Here is a 16,929-nt window from a genome sequence, read left to right on the forward strand (position 1 = left end):
ACTAACCTGACTGGCTTTCACTGTTTATTCTTTTTTAAGTACAATTTCAATATCTGCGTCCTCAGCGCTTTGGTTGCCTTCCATATCGGTAACCACAAAATCAAAATGATATTCGCCTGGTTCTGCCCCTAAATCTATTTCAAGGTGCTCATGAAAAGTTGTATTTTTTAATCCAGAGAACTTAGTGTAGGTAGTATCGATTTCCCATTCGTCATGTTCATCGGCTTTTGCACTTTTGTGATGATGTTCCCCCTCAGGATGAAGTCTTACCTGAATTTTATCGATTTTCCCTTCTGCTACAACTTCAACTTTCATATGAAGTTCGCCACCAATTGTGGCAGTACGCTCGTCTCCATGAGTATCGCCTTCACCCAATTCTAAAATGGTGATTTCTGGTTTAGCAATCGAGTCATCATCGTTGTCGCATGCAGTAAATAAACTTGCAACTCCTAAGGCGATTGCAAATAAAATAACTTTCTTGTTTATAGTATTAATTTTAAAATTGTTATAAATCAAATTTTTCCTGAATAAGGGATAGTAACATTTACAATAAAATTCCTTCCCGGTTCAGGTACGTTTATCAGCCTATAAAAACTGGTATGATTAAAATATCTTGTATTGAACAGATTGTGGATCTGCATTGAGATCTTTAGCTTCTGATTTCCCAAAGGAATATCGCCTCCAAAACCAAGGTTTATTAATTGATAACCATCAGTTGGATCTTCAGGAGGAACAACTTTATTCTGAGAGTCAGTTAGTCGATAATCAAAAGAGAAATAGGCATTTTCAATAAGAGAAAGCTTATTTCTATTGTATTTTACACTGAAAATGGCCGAAGCGGGAGGTGAAAGCGGCAGTGTGAAACCTTTTTTCTCACCCGATAATTGTTCCGAATAAACATATTCGCCAATGATCCCCAATTGCAAATCTTCCAGAATTTCATAGTGAGCATGCACCTCGCCACCATATCTTAATACTTCGCTTTCGGTGTAATAAAACTTCTGATTTCCATTACCATAAAATCTGTCGTGATCTGGAGTTGGATTCAGATAAATGTAGTTGGAAAAATGGTTTACAAAAGGTGAGGTACCAATTACCAATTTATTAGTATGATATTCTAAATTGGCATCAAATTGATAAGATTCTTCGGGGGACAAGTTTGAGTCTCCTACTTCGTATCTAAAACGGTGGTAATTCACTCCATTTGCTGCCAGCTCTTTGGCTATTGGCATTCTAAAACTCTTACCCACATTGGCTTTAAAAGTCCAATTTTCGGCATTGGAGTTGTATCCTACCGACCAGCTAAAGTTCGAGAAGTTACGGTTGATGTTTTCAGCCCGCTGTAGGTATTCCAGAGTAGGAGGTTCATTCTCATCAATAGGCGATCGAAACCAATCGAAATACTCTTGTGTATCAATGTTTCCATAGTCGTAACGAACACCTAACTGAATGCTGCTTTGTTCTGATAATTTGTTGCGAACAAAAGTAAAACCACCCAATGTAAGCTGCTTGTATTTTGGAATAATAAATCCTCGTCCATCAATTCGATTATCCTGAAATTCGCCATTCATTCCAAAAACCATCTTTGTTTTTTCATTTAATTGATATGCTATTTTGGCATTTCCAGAGTACACGAACTTTTCGAACTCTCTTTCCAAATCAGGATTAAAACCCAGCGTTTCTGGAGCAACAGGAGGCATGTATCCATGACTAACGTATTTGCTCCACTCTTCACGGAAGTTTCGTTGAAAGCCCAGATCGATATTTAGTTTGAGTTTATTCCAATTATACTGGTTAGTGCTTATTAGCTTGATATGGTTCACCTTTTGATAAGGGTAATTGATATCACGGCTCGATTTATCATGAAGCTGTGTATCTACATTTCGAGGCTCTAAACCATGTGCATTGGCAAAAAAGCCGCTTTTACTGTTTACCGAACTCACAAAAAGTTTACTTAGAAATCCATCTTTTACCATTCCCAGTGTGAAGTGCAGGTTTTTTTTATATCCTGCTGTGTTGCGCAAATGATTTTTGTACAAAGGGGCACGATAAGAATAAATATCAATACTATCGGCAGGTACTTTATAATCGCCGTAATCCATATAGGTTGCTCTTACATTGGCAAAAAACTTTCCCTTTCTACCGTAAACCGAAACGGATGTTCCCATTAAATCATTATTGCTTTTACCTGTGATATCCACCAAGCCACCAATTGAATTATTTGCAGGCAATTTTCTGTTTTGCATATCAATAACACCACCTATAGCATCCGATCCATACATTAGCGATGAAGGACCTTTAATCACCTCAATGTTATCTACAGCATACTGGTCAATCTCAAGTCCATGGTCAGATCCCCATTGCTGTGCCTCGTGTTTAATATTGTTTTCGACTACCACAACCCGGTTAAAACCCAATCCTCGAATTACCGGTTTCGACTGTCCGGAGCCTATATTAATGGTTGTAACACCAGGTAATCTTTCCAAAGAATTCATCAAACTTCCTCCAAGGTATCGCTTCAACTCATCATCATTAACAAGCTCGATGCTTAGCGATTCTTCTCTTTTTCTTTGTTCGGCATAATTATCGGTAATTACCACCTCGCTTAAGTTGAGATTAGAAACATTAAGTTGAGCATTATAGCTAGTATTCTTTTCAATAAAAAGAGTATCTACCAATGTATTATACCCTATAAATGAAACTTCTATCACATAGGTATTCTTTTGTAAATTGGAGATTCTAAAATCGCCATTGCGATCGCTTACCGTACCCTTTTTTATGGGATACAACATAAGCGATGCCCCGGGCAGAGCTTTATGGTTCTGGTCAAGGATCTTTCCTTTTAGAATATAACTACTTTGCCCAAATGCTGAAAAAGACAGAATCACAAATAGTATAATGGTGATATGTTTTTGTAAGCCATACATTATTTGTTCTGATTTTTACAAGTTGGACAAGTGCCTTTAATAATTACTTCGGTTTCATTGTCCGAAAAGCCATCCGGAAGAGCATACTTTTGTATGGGGATGTTATCTAAGCATTTTACCATTTTGCAAATGCTACAATAGAAATGTGCATGCTCCTGTTTGCGTGTAATGGAATGATGCAGAGCATATTTTACCAGTTGATTGTCTACAACAATTTTGTGGAGGATATTATTTTCTTCCAAGGTTTTAAATGAACGATAGAAGGTAGTTCGATCGTAATTGCTTGTTAAGCTCTCTCGTATTTCGTTTTCGGAAAGAGCATGACCCGAATTCATTACCACTTCCAGAATTCCTTCACGACAACTGGTTCGTTTTAGCTTATGTGTATTTAATATTTCAGCAGGCGTCATTGTGACAGATGATTTAAATGCAACGGTGTTGCAAATATAGTGTGAATTACTGAAAATAAATACGGAAATTTATATCAAAGCAGTAAAATTCGTTGCATTAACCATCGGCATCCAATTTTTGCCGTAATCATTCTTCATATTTTATAGGCAACTATTGAATCAATATGACTTCCTGTGATGGATCTTTTTAATCGAGTTCAGCTTATTAAAAAAGCAGCAATAAGATGCATCATTCATCTTATTGCTGCTTTTTATATTCTGTTGATGTTCTTTTATTCAATGCTTTGCAACATATTATAACGTGAGTTCGAGGTAAAATTCGTTCACAGTTTGATCTGATTTTGAGTAGAAATTTTCGAAGGAATATCGGGATATTTCAAGAAGATTTGAGGGAATTTATGCCTAAAGCAGGCAAACACATAATGGAAAGTTCTCTTTACGACATCTTCACATTAAAAATTCCTCAAAATAGCCCGCTATTCTTTCCAAATTTTTAATGCAAATCTATCGCAAATATAACTTTCTGTGGATAGAATTTTACATCGAACTCACGTTATTATAAGGTATTTGAGTTAATCCTTCTGCCAATTGATCGATGCCTTTTTCCAGTTTCTTTTTCAGCATCATCTTCATCATGGCATTTAGTTCAGCATGCACGGTAAGGCGAATTCTGGTATCATAAGCATCCTTTTCAATCAGTTGAATCCAAATATAAAACTCGAAAGGGCTTCTTCCGTATCCGGTTAGTTTTAAAGTCTTGTTTTCTTCCTTTTCAACAAACTGCAATCCAGCCTCGCCAAAGCCTTTAATCACGAAAGTGCAATTGTCTTCAGTAGCTTCCCAGTGTTCAATATGCTCGCTAAAATTAACTTTCTTTTGAGCTTGTGCTTCAATTTGTTCTTGTACTTGAGGGTTATTTGCAGCTAACTCAAATACTTTGGCAATTTTTCTAAAATCCGAAAAGAAACCATACACATCACCTACCATGTGTGGAATCTTTTTTACTTCACTAACAATTTTTGTTGTCGACATTATTCTGTCCTCCTTTAGAATACAAAAGAGGGTATTTTTAAGCTTTTGGCTTTTGGCAGTTAGCCATGCCATTGCTAAAAAATACTCTCTCTGATATTATACTATTATAAAATATCTCTATGTGCAATAAAGAGTTTAGCGATCAATTTCACGTGAGTAGATTAAAATAAAAAACAATTATTAAAAGCCAATCACTAAAAGCTGATAGCTAATGGTTTTATCGATAATTATAATTCCCATTTAAACCCATTCTAGCTTTCATGCTATTGCTGAAATTGAATAAAATACTATACTCCCCAGCTTGCAGGATCTTTTCTCCATTCTTTCAATTGATCCACATCTTCTGCCTTTACGTAACCAATTTCTTGTGCACGATCAATCATTACGTTGTAATCACTTAAAGTATCAAGCTTGCAATTTGCTTCGCTGAAGTTATCAAGGGCTTTTTGGAAACCATAAGTAAAAATAGCAACCATACCCAATACTTCGCAACCAGCTTCTCTAAGTGCATTAACAGCCTTTAAGCTACTGCCACCAGTCGAAATCAGATCTTCAATTACAACCACCTTCTGACCTGGTTTGATATCCCCTTCAATTAGGTTGGTCATTCCGTGTGCTTTTGCCGATGAACGAATGTAAACCATTGGCTTGTTCATTTCTTCGGCAACCAAAGCTCCTTGTGCAATTGCACCAGTGGCAACACCAGCAATTACTTCTACTTCGGGATATTTCTCTTTAACTACATCAGCAAAAGCTTTTTTGATATAAGTTCTTACTTCAGGAAAAGAAAGAGTTTTTCGGTTATCACAATAAATAGGAGATTTCCATCCCGATGCCCAGGTAAATGGGTTTGTTGGTTCTAGTTTAATTGCCTTAATTTGCAGCAAATGTTCAGCGACTTGTTTAGCAGTATTTTGCATTCTTTCTCTGGATTTATGAATTACTAACTGAATTCAAAACACGGAAATTCAAAGCATTATGTTTTTTGATGTGTTTTAAAATCTATCGCAAATGTATAAAGTATTTTTTAAAGATCGATTGATTTTTTTAGGTGATAAAATCGAAAGTTTGGATTTCGAAGGAATGGTTTATGCCTGGACGGCAGATGAATCCTTGGAAGGATTAATTCTACAGTTTGATGCAGAGGAAAACCGAGCTCAAATCTTTATTGCTGCTGATGATGTGGAAACCCTCTTTGATCACTTTAAATCTTGTTTTAAATACATTGAAGCAGCCGGCGGAAAGGTATACAATCAGCAAAAAGAAATATTGGCAATCTACCGACTTGGCAAATGGGATTTGCCCAAAGGAAAAGTTGAGAAAGGAGAAGGGATTTTGGAAGCTGCCATACGTGAAGTGGAAGAGGAGTGTGGAATTTCTGGTGTGAAAATCGAAAAAGAACTCAACTCGACCTACCACACCTATTGGATGAAGGATAAATTTGTTTTGAAACGTACCTATTGGTATCAAATGATTTACTCGGGTTCGCAACAATTGGTTCCTCAAACTGAAGAAGACATTCAGGAAGTAAAATGGTTAGCAGAAGATAATTTACAAGAGTTTAAGGCGAATACTTATGCTTCAATTTTGACGGTTATGAATGAATAGATTTATTTCTTATGTGCGTTCCTGGCAGCATCCCTCGCAATTTTTATAAACTCCAAATGAATATTTTCTTTTGGTCCCGGAGCAGCTGCCTTAACAATGTTTCCTTTCGGGTCGATTAGAACATAGCTGGGAAAAGCTTTTATCTTATACTCATGAATTAAATGATGCTGATTGCCAATGTGAACAAACTTCCATGTATACCTGTTGTTTTTCGAGAACTCAAGCCATTTTTTTACATCCCAATCGCAAGCAATGCTTAAAAACTCGACATGTTTCCCGAATTGTTTCTTGAGCTTTACCATCTCTTTAAAGTCTTGTAAGCAAGGGTAGGATTGCGTATTGCAGAAATTCAGGTACAGGTATTTTCCTTTGTAATCGGCCAGCTGAACTCCGCCAAATTTAAATTCGGGAGCAGGATAATTCTTCTGCAAGTGAGTGATTTTAGATATAAAGTTGCGACAAAGATTCTTGTTGTAATCATTGCTTGATGCTTTGATGATCTCTTGCAAAATGGAAAGTGATTTATCTTTTCCAATAAACTTTCTGGTGAATGAATCGAATGTAGAAGTGGCAATGATCATATCCAGCAATTGAGCATTTGAATAGGCAGGGTATTTTTGCATCAGCTTTTTAATCTCGGCATAGGAATTTGCTGACTTAAAGGCATTGCTTAATGTCAAACTTTCTTTCTGCTTAAAATATCCGTTAAGAAAATTTCCATACTGCTTTTTGTACAAGCTCATGTAAGCAGGATTGTTGACTTGTATTTCTTGATCCTTAAAAAAGTCATTTTCTATTTTTTGGAAAGCAATGGGGTTCGATAAAAACTCTAAAAATCCCAAACGATAACGAAGATAATCAATAAAAAACTGATTTTTGATATTCCCAAATTCCTGTTTTACTTGTTTCGAGAATAGAATTCCTTCCGATTTCTCTTTTTTGCGGTAAATTCTGTGAAAGTTCTGATTGATAAAAGAGTCCAGTTTATCATCCAATCTGCGAATATTTCTGTTCAATTCGTTGGGAGTAGTATTGGCAAGCCCAAGCATTAACTCATCGGCTTCGAAAAAAGGATTTAGCTTTTGAGCTGGCGTTAACTCTTGTTTTGGAGGAAATCTTAGCTCATATCTTTTGCCAGGTTCAATGTATAAGAAGCCTTTGTATACACCAAGAGGTAGAAAAATTAATTGAGTCTTTTCTACTTCCAATTCGAGCAAAAATTTGCCATTGGCATCCACTTTAAAATCTGCAATTTTTTTACTGGTATAGGTAAATGAATCGGTATGATACATCACACTAATTGTGCTGCCCTGGTATGATTTCGCAATTCCCGAAAGGATTACCTTTTCGGCATGTGCAGCAAAAGACAAAAGCGCAATTAAAGTAAGAAAAAGCAGATTTTTCATAGCGAAGATTTCAAGGATTTTCTATTGCAATATTTTAAGGGCGATATCAACATATTTGGGAATATCCATTGTGATTTCTCCTTCGTTAATTTCATCTTTCGCCTTGCCAAAGCGAACTACAACAGCATTTTTTTCGGCAATGGAGTAGATGTATTGTCCTCTGTGACCACGCATGTATGGGATACTCATGTTCTTGTATGGCAAAATCCAGTATTGATATCCGTAAAAATCCAAAGGAGCGGTTTTATCACTGTTCAAAAGGGAAGATGCAGCAGTTGTTGCTTCTGTGATATACTGTTCTGAAACCAGCTGCTTTTTGTTCCACGAACCCTTATTCAGCACCAACTGACCAAAACGGGCTGCATCGCGGGCATTGGTATTAAAACAGCAGAACGATTTTTCGTCACCATCTTTTTTATCCAAACTCCAAAGTGCTGTATTTACTGCGTGCATTGGCTTCCACAAAGTTCGTTCGGCATATTTCGAGATGGTTTCGCCGCTTGCCTTTTCAACAATAAAAGCCAAAAGCTGAGTATTTCCACTCTGATATCGGAAACGAACACCAGGTTTTTCGATTAATTGCTGATCGGTACTTACCTGCCGCAATTTTTTGCCGTAATAAGCTTTGGTGGTAATCGAAGTAGGACTGGTGTAAGCTTCGTCCCAATCTAAACCAGAACTCATGGTAAGCAGATTCTTAATTGTTACTTTGCCACGTTCATCATTGGCAAATTCCTCTAAATAACTCCCAATTGGCTCATCCACCGATTTTATTTTTCCTTCGTCAATGGCAATGCCAATTAAAAGGCTTACAATGCTTTTGGTAGCCGAGAAAATATTGGAATACGAATCAGCATCATAGCCATCCCAATACTCTTCGTATAATACTTTTCCGTTTTGTATGATTAAATAAGCAACCGTTTCATGATCTTCCAGATACTCACGATCCGAATTTTCAAGTTCATACTTGTTGTATGAATCGGCTTCTTTCCATTCTCTGCTATCGGCAACATTTACTTCGGTATTTTCGAAAATCTTGTAATCATCGATATTTGCATACCAATAAATAAGGCTTGTACGCAAGTAATTAGGCACCAAAAGCATCCAAAGAGCTGTGAGTAAAGCCAGAATTAATACCGTTTTACTTATTCTTGACATGGTTTATAGCTTTAGTTTATATGCATCAGGATCAATTACATTGGGTAAAAATTGCGAGGCATCGCCACCATGTCGTATGATATCACGAACAATGGTCGAAGTAATCATGGTATGCTCGGGAGTGGTTAGCAAGAAGATGGATTCTAAATCGTAGGCCATTTTCTTGTTGATTTGAGCAATGGCTCGTTCGTACTCGAAGTCGGCAGCGGTTCTTAAACCTCTTAAAATAAAATGTGCATTTTTCGATTTGCAATACTCAACGGTAAGTCCACTAAATGTTTCCACTTCAATTTTTGGGTTGTTGTGAAAAGCTTCTTTGATCCATAGAATGCGTTTTTCAATTGGGAAAAACTGTTTTTTTTCAGAGTTATATCCTATTGCAATCGTAATTTTATCGAATAGGGGTAAAGCCCGGCTTACAATAGATTCATGCCCGATAGTAAATGGGTCGAACGATCCGGGAAAAATAGCAATGCGTTCCATTTAAATATGATTTCATTTGAAGCAAAAATAAAAAGAATTATTATGCTTTAACTTTTTTAATCAAGTTTATAAAATAATCTGCTGCTTGCAGCATGTGCGATTCGTACCAGGAGAACATTTCACCATCAACCAGTTCAACTTTGGCATCAGGAAGCAAGTCTTCCATTTCCTTTTTATTGATTTCCTCAAAAGGATAGGGCTCCGAAGAAAGCAATACCAAATCAGGATTTAAATTTTTAATGTCATCTTCACTCAAATTTGGATACCGCTCTTGCGGATCTTCCAGTACATTTTCAAATCCACACATTTCCAACATCGAGTGGATAAAGGAGTTTCTGCCCACTGCCATAAACGGTTTTCTCCAAATCAGGTAAAGTACTTTTAATGATTTTTCACCTTTCGGGATTTTGGCAAAATTACTTCTTATTTGATTGGTGATTTCGAAAGCTTTAGGCTCTGTACCTGTTATTTTTCCGGTGTTCAGAATGTTCTCCAAGGCCTCCTCGTAGTTGCGTACCTTGCTTACATACACAGGAAAACTCTCCATTAGCGCTTCCACCTCAGCTTTGTTATTTTCCTCTTCGTTTACAAGAATTAAATCAGGATGTAACAAGTTGATTTTATCCACATACAGGTTTTTAGGCCCGCCAATATTTGGTAATCTCTTGATCTTGTCTTTAGGATAGCGACAAAATTTGGTTCGTGAAATCACTTTATCTTCCAATCCCAAATCGAATAAAAACTCGGTGGTTGATGGAACAGCCGGAATAATTCTTTTGGGCGGAAAAGGAATAATTACCTCCCGGCCAAGGCCATCGGTAATTTTTATAGAATCAGCCATTATTTAATATTAATTTCTTTATATGAACTCACAAAAAGTATATTTCCCATATCTTCAAAACCTGTAAACAAATCAAGGCCTTCCTCCTTAACTTCTTCCTGGTTAAATCCGAGTATGCTTAAATCGGCATCTAATGAATTTTGTATGATTACCTGCTTTTTGTTGGTGTAGTTTGCATTAATCAACTGTATGTTACTTGGCGATATTGGTAGTCGGCCGGATTTGATTAGAGCCAGTAACTTATCTTTCTGACTTTCTAACTGATCGCCGGGATAGATGGCAAAAATCTTAATGGTTCCTTTCTTCCAATCAGGATGTCCCTGAATGATGTAAGCCAGCAGAATCATTAGGTTGGCATTTTCCAAATCGTTGGCACCTATCCAAACATGTATTTCTTTTTTGTATCCAAAGCCTTTGTACGAGGTATTCAGAATGCAAACATCAAAATGAGTTGATTCCAAAAGCTTATAATTGTCGATTACATAGTTAAGCCGATCGGGCTCAGTTCTCGAAAACTCGAAAAGAATGGAGTTGTAACCGTGTCCGGATATTCCCGAAAGCTGCATTACCTGGGCTATGGCAGAAGTCATGGAGGGAGAGATAATTGTATCGAGATACACCCTGTTTTTGCTTCCTGATGCCAGGTTAATCAATTTGTTCATTACTTTCTTCGATTCCTCGTTGGTTTGTTCATTTAGGTATCCTTCCAGAAAATGAATGTAGGTTCCAAAACCATATTTGTATGATATCCACCTTAAAAGGTCGAAAGCCGATCGGCGCTTGAATGAATCTTGCGAAATACAAATGGCAAAAGGCCTCCAGCTTAGTTCACGATCACCTTTTTCTGCTCGTTGAGCAAAAATTTGCAGGTGGCGACTCAATTGGAACACCACACCACGAAACAGTTTTGCCAGTCCGCGATTTCCTTTGGCCGTAACGTTAATACCGTAATAAATGCCCCCCATTATCATTAATGACAATATGGCATATGTCATGTTCATTTGAAACATGATCCACACAGAAAGAACAGCGCCCATTAAGGACAAATACCACTTGGAACGGAAGGTAGGACGGTAGGATGGATCGGCTGCAAAATGTTCCAGAAAGGAGATGATACAAATGGCTCCATAGGTAACCATAAAGAACATGGAAATGATTTGCGCCACAAAATCAACATCACCAATAAAAACAAAAACAAAAGCAATGGCAATAGAGATGATGGATGCATTAATCGGTTCGTTGTTTTTCTTGCTTTCTGATTTTAACCATTTGTTCAGGCCTTGCTGAGGAAAAATATCATCAAGGCCAATGGCTTGCAAGGTTCGTGGCGCCACCATAATTGAACCCAAAGCCGACGACAAAGAGGCCGCTGCCAATCCGATAGGAATGATTGGTCCCCAAACAGCTATTTTTCTCATGATCAGCTGATCGCTTGCCAGATCTTCCGGACTTGCCGAAACGGTAAATTTATAGGCTGCCCAAATGTAAATCAGCAAGCCGCCAATGGTAGCCCAAATGGTTCCTCGGGGAATCGATTTTCGGGGATTTCTTAAATCGCCCGAAAGTCCTAAGCCTGCTGCCAGCCCCGTAAATGCAGGAAAAACTATGGTAAATACATAAAAAAAGCTTTTTGGATTTTCTATGGTAGCATCTAAAACCATTTCTGTTGGTGCATTTTCAGGAGTGCCAATAAAGAACATGAACAATGAAATTGCTAATGTGGCTACAACAACGTACAATGCTTTCATTCCCATGTTTGCACCTCGTGTTAGAAATAAACCGGCCAATAGGGTCATGGTAGGAATGCTAATCGCTCTTTTGTCGTAGATCAGGAGTCCATAGTTGTCGGCAATCCATTGAATAAGCGGGTCGAATGCTTCGGCAAAAGCAATTACATAAAAGGCAACCGAAATGGCCTGCGAAAGGTATAGAGTAATACCAATTGCAGCACCAATATTTAATCCAAACGATCGGGAAATGATGTAGTAGGCACCTCCTCCCAATACTTTTTGATTGGTAGCAATTTCGGCAACAGCCATTGCGGTTGGAATGGTAATTAAGTGGCCTAAAACAATAATTCCAATTACGCCTATAAAACCTACATTTCCCACAGCCCAGCCAAAGCGAAGGAACAAAATAGCTCCTAAAATGGTAGAGATTGCTGTAAGGAAAACGGGCATGGTGCCAAAACTGGCTTTGGTTTTCAGTAATTTATCGGGCATAGTTAAATTTCTTTAGTAGCTGTGATCAAAGCGATAAATATAGTTAATAGATATTGATATTAATGCTTAGAGCTTTGAAAGATATATTGAGATGTTGGATTTTAACAATTCCAAATCCTTTGTATCCTGGTGATAAAGGATTTTGCCATTCTTATCCAATAAAAAGGCATTAAATCCTCTGTCGAGAAATCGAACCACCTCTACACTATTGTCCAAACTTTCTATTTCGATACAATTGAGCTCAGGCTTTGGCTTGGGATGCCATGATTCCCCTTTGTTGGTTCCGGGAATTCTGTGCATGTTAAACGAAGAATTTCGAATGATGCTTACTAGCTCTAAGGAAGGAAAAGTGCTGGTTATGTTTTTAATTTCCTGGTAGAATTTTTCATTTCTATCGGGCGTCCAGGCTCTCCAAAAATAAAGCAGAATGGGCTTTCCTTTGTGCTCCGATAATTTATAGCGATTGCCACTTAGGCTTGGGGCATCAATCTCAGGAAACTGCCCTTTGTTTTCAAGCGTTTCAACAATCTCAATTCTTTTTTTCAGGCTCTTAACGTACATTCCGTTCGGATTAGCCAGCTTTAAAATTGTCAATTGCTTTTTGATGTTTTCCAGATCTCGTTTACCTGCATAATACTCTTGGTAAAGCAGGTATGGAATAACAGGAGATGAGGCATATTTGTAAAAGTAGTCGTTTTTAAATTTATTCAAGCTTGCATATTCTTTCATAAACTGATCTTTTTTTATTGGATCAGATTGAACTTCGGGGATCTGTAGGGTCTCAATAACTTTCAGTTTTCGTTTGTTGTTTTCTGCCAGTTTAGCTTTAAAATCTTCGTATCGATCTTGCGCAGGCGATCCCTTTAGTTTGCCAATCAGGAATTTATAATTCATCTCTTTTTTATGAACGAAGAGGTACATTTCGCTTGGCGATAGAAATATTTTCCCCGATTTTCTGCCCGAAACACTGATTTGAGCTGCAAAAGCTTGCTCGCAAGCAGCATGAAACTCAAATTCTCCGTTGTTTGTCTTTACAGAATCAATTAAGTCTTTTGAGTCTCCGTCGAGTTTGTACAGATAAATAAATTGCTCCTGCAAACCACCAATCATCCCTTTTAGGGTAAAGGAATTTTGAGCATTTGCAGGGAGAGTAAAAAGAATTGAAAGGAAGAAGATCCAAATTAACTTGTTCATTGTTTAGGTGTTTAGTATTTATTTTAAAAACTAAAGGTAACAATAATTGATTTTAATTATCAGCCTGTTGGCCGGATAGCACATTAAAATGGTTTTTTTGATAGAATGAAACCTGATTTGAGCTTCCCGGGTTTGGGAAACTTAGTTTTGAATTTATTTCGACCTACTTTAAAGCAATATTATGCCCAAATAAAATATTTGAAAGAAATATGATTTAATATTAGCACCAAATAAAATATTTGAATGTAATATGAATCAATATTAATACGAAATAAAAAATTTGAAATCAATATGTAATCATATTAAGTCGAAATAAAATATTTGAAACAAATATGATGACTTTTTAGCCAAAAAAAATTGAGATAAGCAAAAACCAAGTTGGGGAGAGCTAATTCATTTTAAAATGGACTGTCCCACGATTTAAAAGGCAGGAAATGATTTTGAATTTATCTTTCCGAATATTTCGAAGGGCGAATTCAAGTGATTTTTAAAAAAAATTGCCTGGGAATGGCTCCAGAAAAACTTCTTACCTGTTCTCATGCATCTTGTTGGTTATTTTACGTCGAACTCACCTTATTTATCAATCTGTATTAGCACGGCTTTGCTGGCATTGGAAGGACAGGCTGCTTATAAGCAGAAAACTTTTAGTAAGACCGGGAAGCTGAGAACTTGTTCGAAGATCGCGCGGCCGCACTTAAAGTTTTCAATTAGAAGCAGTTTGTTCTTACTTGCCTTATATTTTTAGAGATCCTGACGGCTCTGTTAATATCATATTCATGCAGCTTATGTATCAAAACGCTCTTTAAAAATAGGCTGTGAGTTGGTATCGAAATCAGGCAAACTGATTTGCCATGGGTATTAGTTTGAGCTAATTTTTTTTGAGATTTTACTATTGATACCCATTAATAAGAGCATCAAAAACAGAGCATCAAAGCAAATAGAAACTTTTACTTTAAAAATTTTCTTAAAGATAATCTAGTGAAGAATTTTCGACCCTGGCAAAAGGTGCCACAGCCCTGTTGTAAATGCCCTGAACATATGCAATTGCCATTCCGTAATTTGTTACGGGAATTCCGGCATCAATGGCTGCTTGTAATCGGTTGCTCAATTGTTTGGGTGTAATCATGCAGCCGCCACACTGAATTAAAAGCGCATAATCCGATATCTCTCCGGGAATTTCATCCAATCCGGCAATCACAACAAATTCCAATTGTTTGCCTGTGTAATTCGAGATCCATCGGGGAATTTTAACCCTTCCAATATCATCGCAAGAGCTATGGTGAGAGCAACTTTCTAAAAGCAGAATTTTGTCGCCATCTTTTAGTTCCGATATTTTAGGAGTTCCTTGCAGGTAAGCACTAAAATTGCCTTTGAAGTGAGCAAGCATGATGCTAAAGCTGGTAAGTGCCACATCCGATGGGATAGAAGCACCTGCTTTAAGGAACACCTGGCTATCGGTAACAACAAGTTTTGGTTTGATTCCTGTTTTTCGAAGAAAAGCATCTACCTCGCGTTCTTTTAGAACAATGCAAACAGCATCGTTATCCAGAATGTCTCGTATGGCTTGCACCTGTGGCAGAATCAACCTTCCCTCCGGAGCTTCAATGTCAATCGGAGTAATCAATAACACAATATCGCCGTAGGCAATCAAATCGCCTAAAAGAGAAGGAGTAGTAAAAGCTGATTCGGGAATGGCTTTTTTGATGCTTTTTACGATGGGCTCGATATCCCCCTTAAGGGAATTGAATTGAAGAATATTTTTTGCTCCTGCACTAGTCAACTTATTTAAAGTGTCCTGATGCATTAGCTCCAAGTCTTCTTTGTTATGTATGGCAATAAAAGGAAGGTCTTGTTTCTCGAATTTTTCGATCAATCCTTTTTCAAAATCACCAAAGGTATTGTGGGTAATCACCAAAATGGCAAGGTCGATGGTTTTAATGGTCTGATTGGTTTTCAGGATTCTTTTCTTTCCCAACTCACCAGTATCGTCAATTCCGGCGGTGTCAATCAGGATTACCGGCCCAAACCCAGTGATTTCGAAAGATTTTTTAACGGGGTCGGTAGTGGTGCCTGCCACATCGGAAACAATGGCGATGTCCTGACCAGCCAAAAAGTTGATTAATGTACTTTTCCCGTTATTTCTTCTCCCAAAAATTCCAATATGTGGACGACGTTCTCTTCCCATTTCTTGCGGTTTTCGATTATCGGTTGATGGTATCTCCAATTCGATAACCCAATTTCAAGAGCTCTTCAGGTTCGATTAAACTTTTAAGTTTTGAAGGCTCGATGACATTTAAAATCTGATTAGCTTCAACAATCGAGATGTTTTTGTTTTTCATCTCTTTGGCCAATTTAGCTGCCTGATGATATCCAATGTAAGGCGACAAAGCCGTTGCCACCGAAGGATTATTGATTACATTTTCTTCGGTTAAACCTGATTCTATTAGCAGTTCTTTAAAAAGGTTTTGGGCAAGCGCATGATTTGCTGCAATCAACAATTTAATACTATCCAATAAGGCGTGGCCAATGGATGGCAGATATGCATTCAGTTCAAGACAGCCTTGTCCTGATAGGTTACTAATCAGGATATCATTCGCATATACTTTGTGTGCCGAACTAATTACAAATTCCGGGATAACAGGATTCACTTTTCCGGGCATGATGGAACTGCCAACTTGCATTTTAGGAAGCTGAACTTCGCGGTTTTTGAATAAATCGGAAGCCAACAATCGCAAATCGGCTGCCATTTTTTCCAGATTTACCGCATGTGCCTTAAGAGTTGCATGTACCTCAACAAAACCATCCTGATTGGCAGTAGCATCCGATAAATTTTCCGATCGGGTAATGGGCAAGCCAGTTAGTCTTCGCAGGTTTGGTACCACTTCCATAATAAAAAAGCGAGGAATAGATAAACCCGTACCAATGGCACCACCACCCAGATTCACTTCTTTGATTCGTTCAAAACATTTCGAAACCCGCCACCAATCTCTCGACAAAGCATTGTTGTAGGTACTAAACAATTTATCGTATGATGAAGGAACCGCAGCTTGCATTTGAGTGTATCCTATGCGCAGCACGTTTCGGTATTTGCTTTCCGTATTCTCCACCTGCAAGCGCAAGTTGTTAATCGATTCTTCCAGTTTCTGAAGCAAACGAATGGCAGTAACTTTAAGCGATGTAGGGATTACATCATTGGTAGATTGAAATACATTGGCATGTTCGAAAGGATCAATCTTTTTGTAGTCGCCACAATTTTCGCCGGCTTTTTGCAAAGCCCTGTTGGCAATTATTTCATTCACATTCATGTTCATGCTTGTGCCGGCTCCGCCTTGAATGGCAGGAACAATAAAATGCTCGAAATGTTCTCCCAAATTAATTTCCGAAGCCACTTCGTCTAATTCCTCAAGCAGATTTTTATCGAGCAACTGAAAAGGAAATTCCTGATCTGGAAACTTGCTGTTAATTCCGGTTAAAAAACCAAGATAGGTTTTGTAGCAAGCTTGCTTTACAATGCCAATGGCCATGTACCATTCCTTATGGAAGGCAGTGTTATCAGGAAAATTTTCTTTTGCACGCAACGAATGAATTCCCCAAAGTGCATTTTTAGGAATCTGTCTTTCGCCGATAAAATCTGATTCGATTCTCATG

General features: G+C 37.7%; 14 protein-coding genes. 1 reads left to right on the top strand and 13 read right to left on the bottom strand.

The features are described 5' to 3' along the window. Nucleotides 1-24: 24 nt before the first annotated feature. The 5 genes from ACO05S_RS11325 to pyrE all read right to left on the bottom strand — a co-directional run bounded on the left by ACO05S_RS11325 (nucleotide 25) and on the right by pyrE (nucleotide 5,289). Entirely contained in the window at nucleotides 25-516 is a 492-nt protein-coding gene (locus ACO05S_RS11325; protein ID WP_421918127.1) for a DUF4625 domain-containing protein, read from the bottom strand. Then, the gene (locus tag ACO05S_RS11330) at nucleotides 513-2,927 is read right to left on the bottom strand and encodes a TonB-dependent receptor (protein WP_421918128.1); all 2,415 of its coding nucleotides are present in this window, start codon (nucleotides 2,925-2,927) and stop codon (nucleotides 513-515) included. Before ACO05S_RS11330 ends, ACO05S_RS11325 begins: the two co-directional genes overlap by 4 nt. Continuing rightward, nucleotides 2,927-3,337, bottom strand: coding sequence for a Fur family transcriptional regulator (locus ACO05S_RS11335; protein WP_421918129.1), 411 nt, complete (start codon nucleotides 3,335-3,337; stop codon nucleotides 2,927-2,929). Before ACO05S_RS11335 ends, ACO05S_RS11330 begins: the two co-directional genes overlap by 1 nt. A 537-nt stretch (nucleotides 3,338-3,874) precedes the next feature. After that, on the bottom strand, nucleotides 3,875-4,369 hold the full coding sequence (locus ACO05S_RS11340) for a hypothetical protein (protein WP_421918130.1): 495 nt from the start codon (nucleotides 4,367-4,369) through the stop codon (nucleotides 3,875-3,877). 287 nt (nucleotides 4,370-4,656) lie between these two features. After that, nucleotides 4,657-5,289, bottom strand: a complete 633-nt coding sequence (pyrE, locus tag ACO05S_RS11345; RefSeq protein ID WP_421918131.1) for an orotate phosphoribosyltransferase — start codon at nucleotides 5,287-5,289, stop codon at nucleotides 4,657-4,659. Nucleotides 5,290-5,380: 91 nt separating this feature from the next. Between pyrE and ACO05S_RS11350 the strand changes: the two genes are divergently transcribed. Continuing rightward, the gene (locus ACO05S_RS11350; RefSeq protein ID WP_421918132.1) at nucleotides 5,381-5,977 is read left to right on the top strand and encodes an NUDIX hydrolase; all 597 of its coding nucleotides are present in this window, start codon (nucleotides 5,381-5,383) and stop codon (nucleotides 5,975-5,977) included. Between the two features lie 2 nt (nucleotides 5,978-5,979). Here the strand turns inward: ACO05S_RS11350 and ACO05S_RS11355 are convergent, their stop codons facing one another. From ACO05S_RS11355 to ACO05S_RS11390, 8 genes are all read right to left on the bottom strand, one after another. Beyond that, entirely contained in the window at nucleotides 5,980-7,383 is a 1,404-nt protein-coding gene (locus ACO05S_RS11355; RefSeq protein ID WP_421918133.1) for a TlpA family protein disulfide reductase, read from the bottom strand. Between the two features lie 21 nt (nucleotides 7,384-7,404). Then, nucleotides 7,405-8,541: a serine hydrolase domain-containing protein gene (locus ACO05S_RS11360; RefSeq protein WP_421918134.1), complete on the bottom strand. Its 1,137-nt coding sequence runs from the start codon at nucleotides 8,539-8,541 to the stop codon at nucleotides 7,405-7,407. 3 nt (nucleotides 8,542-8,544) lie between these two features. Next, nucleotides 8,545-9,024, bottom strand: coding sequence for a pantetheine-phosphate adenylyltransferase (gene coaD / locus ACO05S_RS11365; RefSeq protein WP_421918135.1), 480 nt, complete (start codon nucleotides 9,022-9,024; stop codon nucleotides 8,545-8,547). A gap of 40 nt (nucleotides 9,025-9,064) precedes the next feature. Then, a complete protein-coding gene (locus ACO05S_RS11370) occupies nucleotides 9,065-9,865 on the bottom strand; it encodes an ABC transporter substrate-binding protein (protein ID WP_421918136.1) in 801 nt (266 codons plus the stop codon). Next, nucleotides 9,865-12,087 carry an amino acid permease gene (locus tag ACO05S_RS11375; protein WP_421918137.1) on the bottom strand — a complete coding sequence of 741 codons (2,223 nt, stop codon included), beginning with the start codon at nucleotides 12,085-12,087 and terminating at the stop codon, nucleotides 9,865-9,867. The genes ACO05S_RS11370 and ACO05S_RS11375 overlap by 1 nt, the downstream gene beginning before the upstream one ends. A 66-nt stretch (nucleotides 12,088-12,153) precedes the next feature. After that, on the bottom strand, nucleotides 12,154-13,281 hold the full coding sequence (locus tag ACO05S_RS11380) for a DUF4369 domain-containing protein (RefSeq protein ID WP_421918138.1): 1,128 nt from the start codon (nucleotides 13,279-13,281) through the stop codon (nucleotides 12,154-12,156). Nucleotides 13,282-14,245: 964 nt separating this feature from the next. Beyond that, nucleotides 14,246-15,466, bottom strand: coding sequence for a [FeFe] hydrogenase H-cluster maturation GTPase HydF (gene hydF, locus ACO05S_RS11385; protein ID WP_421918139.1), 1,221 nt, complete (start codon nucleotides 15,464-15,466; stop codon nucleotides 14,246-14,248). Nucleotides 15,467-15,482: 16 nt separating this feature from the next. After that, nucleotides 15,483-16,928, bottom strand: a complete 1,446-nt coding sequence (locus ACO05S_RS11390; RefSeq protein WP_421918140.1) for a lyase family protein — start codon at nucleotides 16,926-16,928, stop codon at nucleotides 15,483-15,485. Nucleotide 16,929 lies beyond the last annotated feature (1 nt).

Source organism: Marinifilum sp. (assembly GCF_965230805.1).
GTDB lineage: Bacteria > Bacteroidota > Bacteroidia > Bacteroidales > Marinifilaceae > Marinifilum.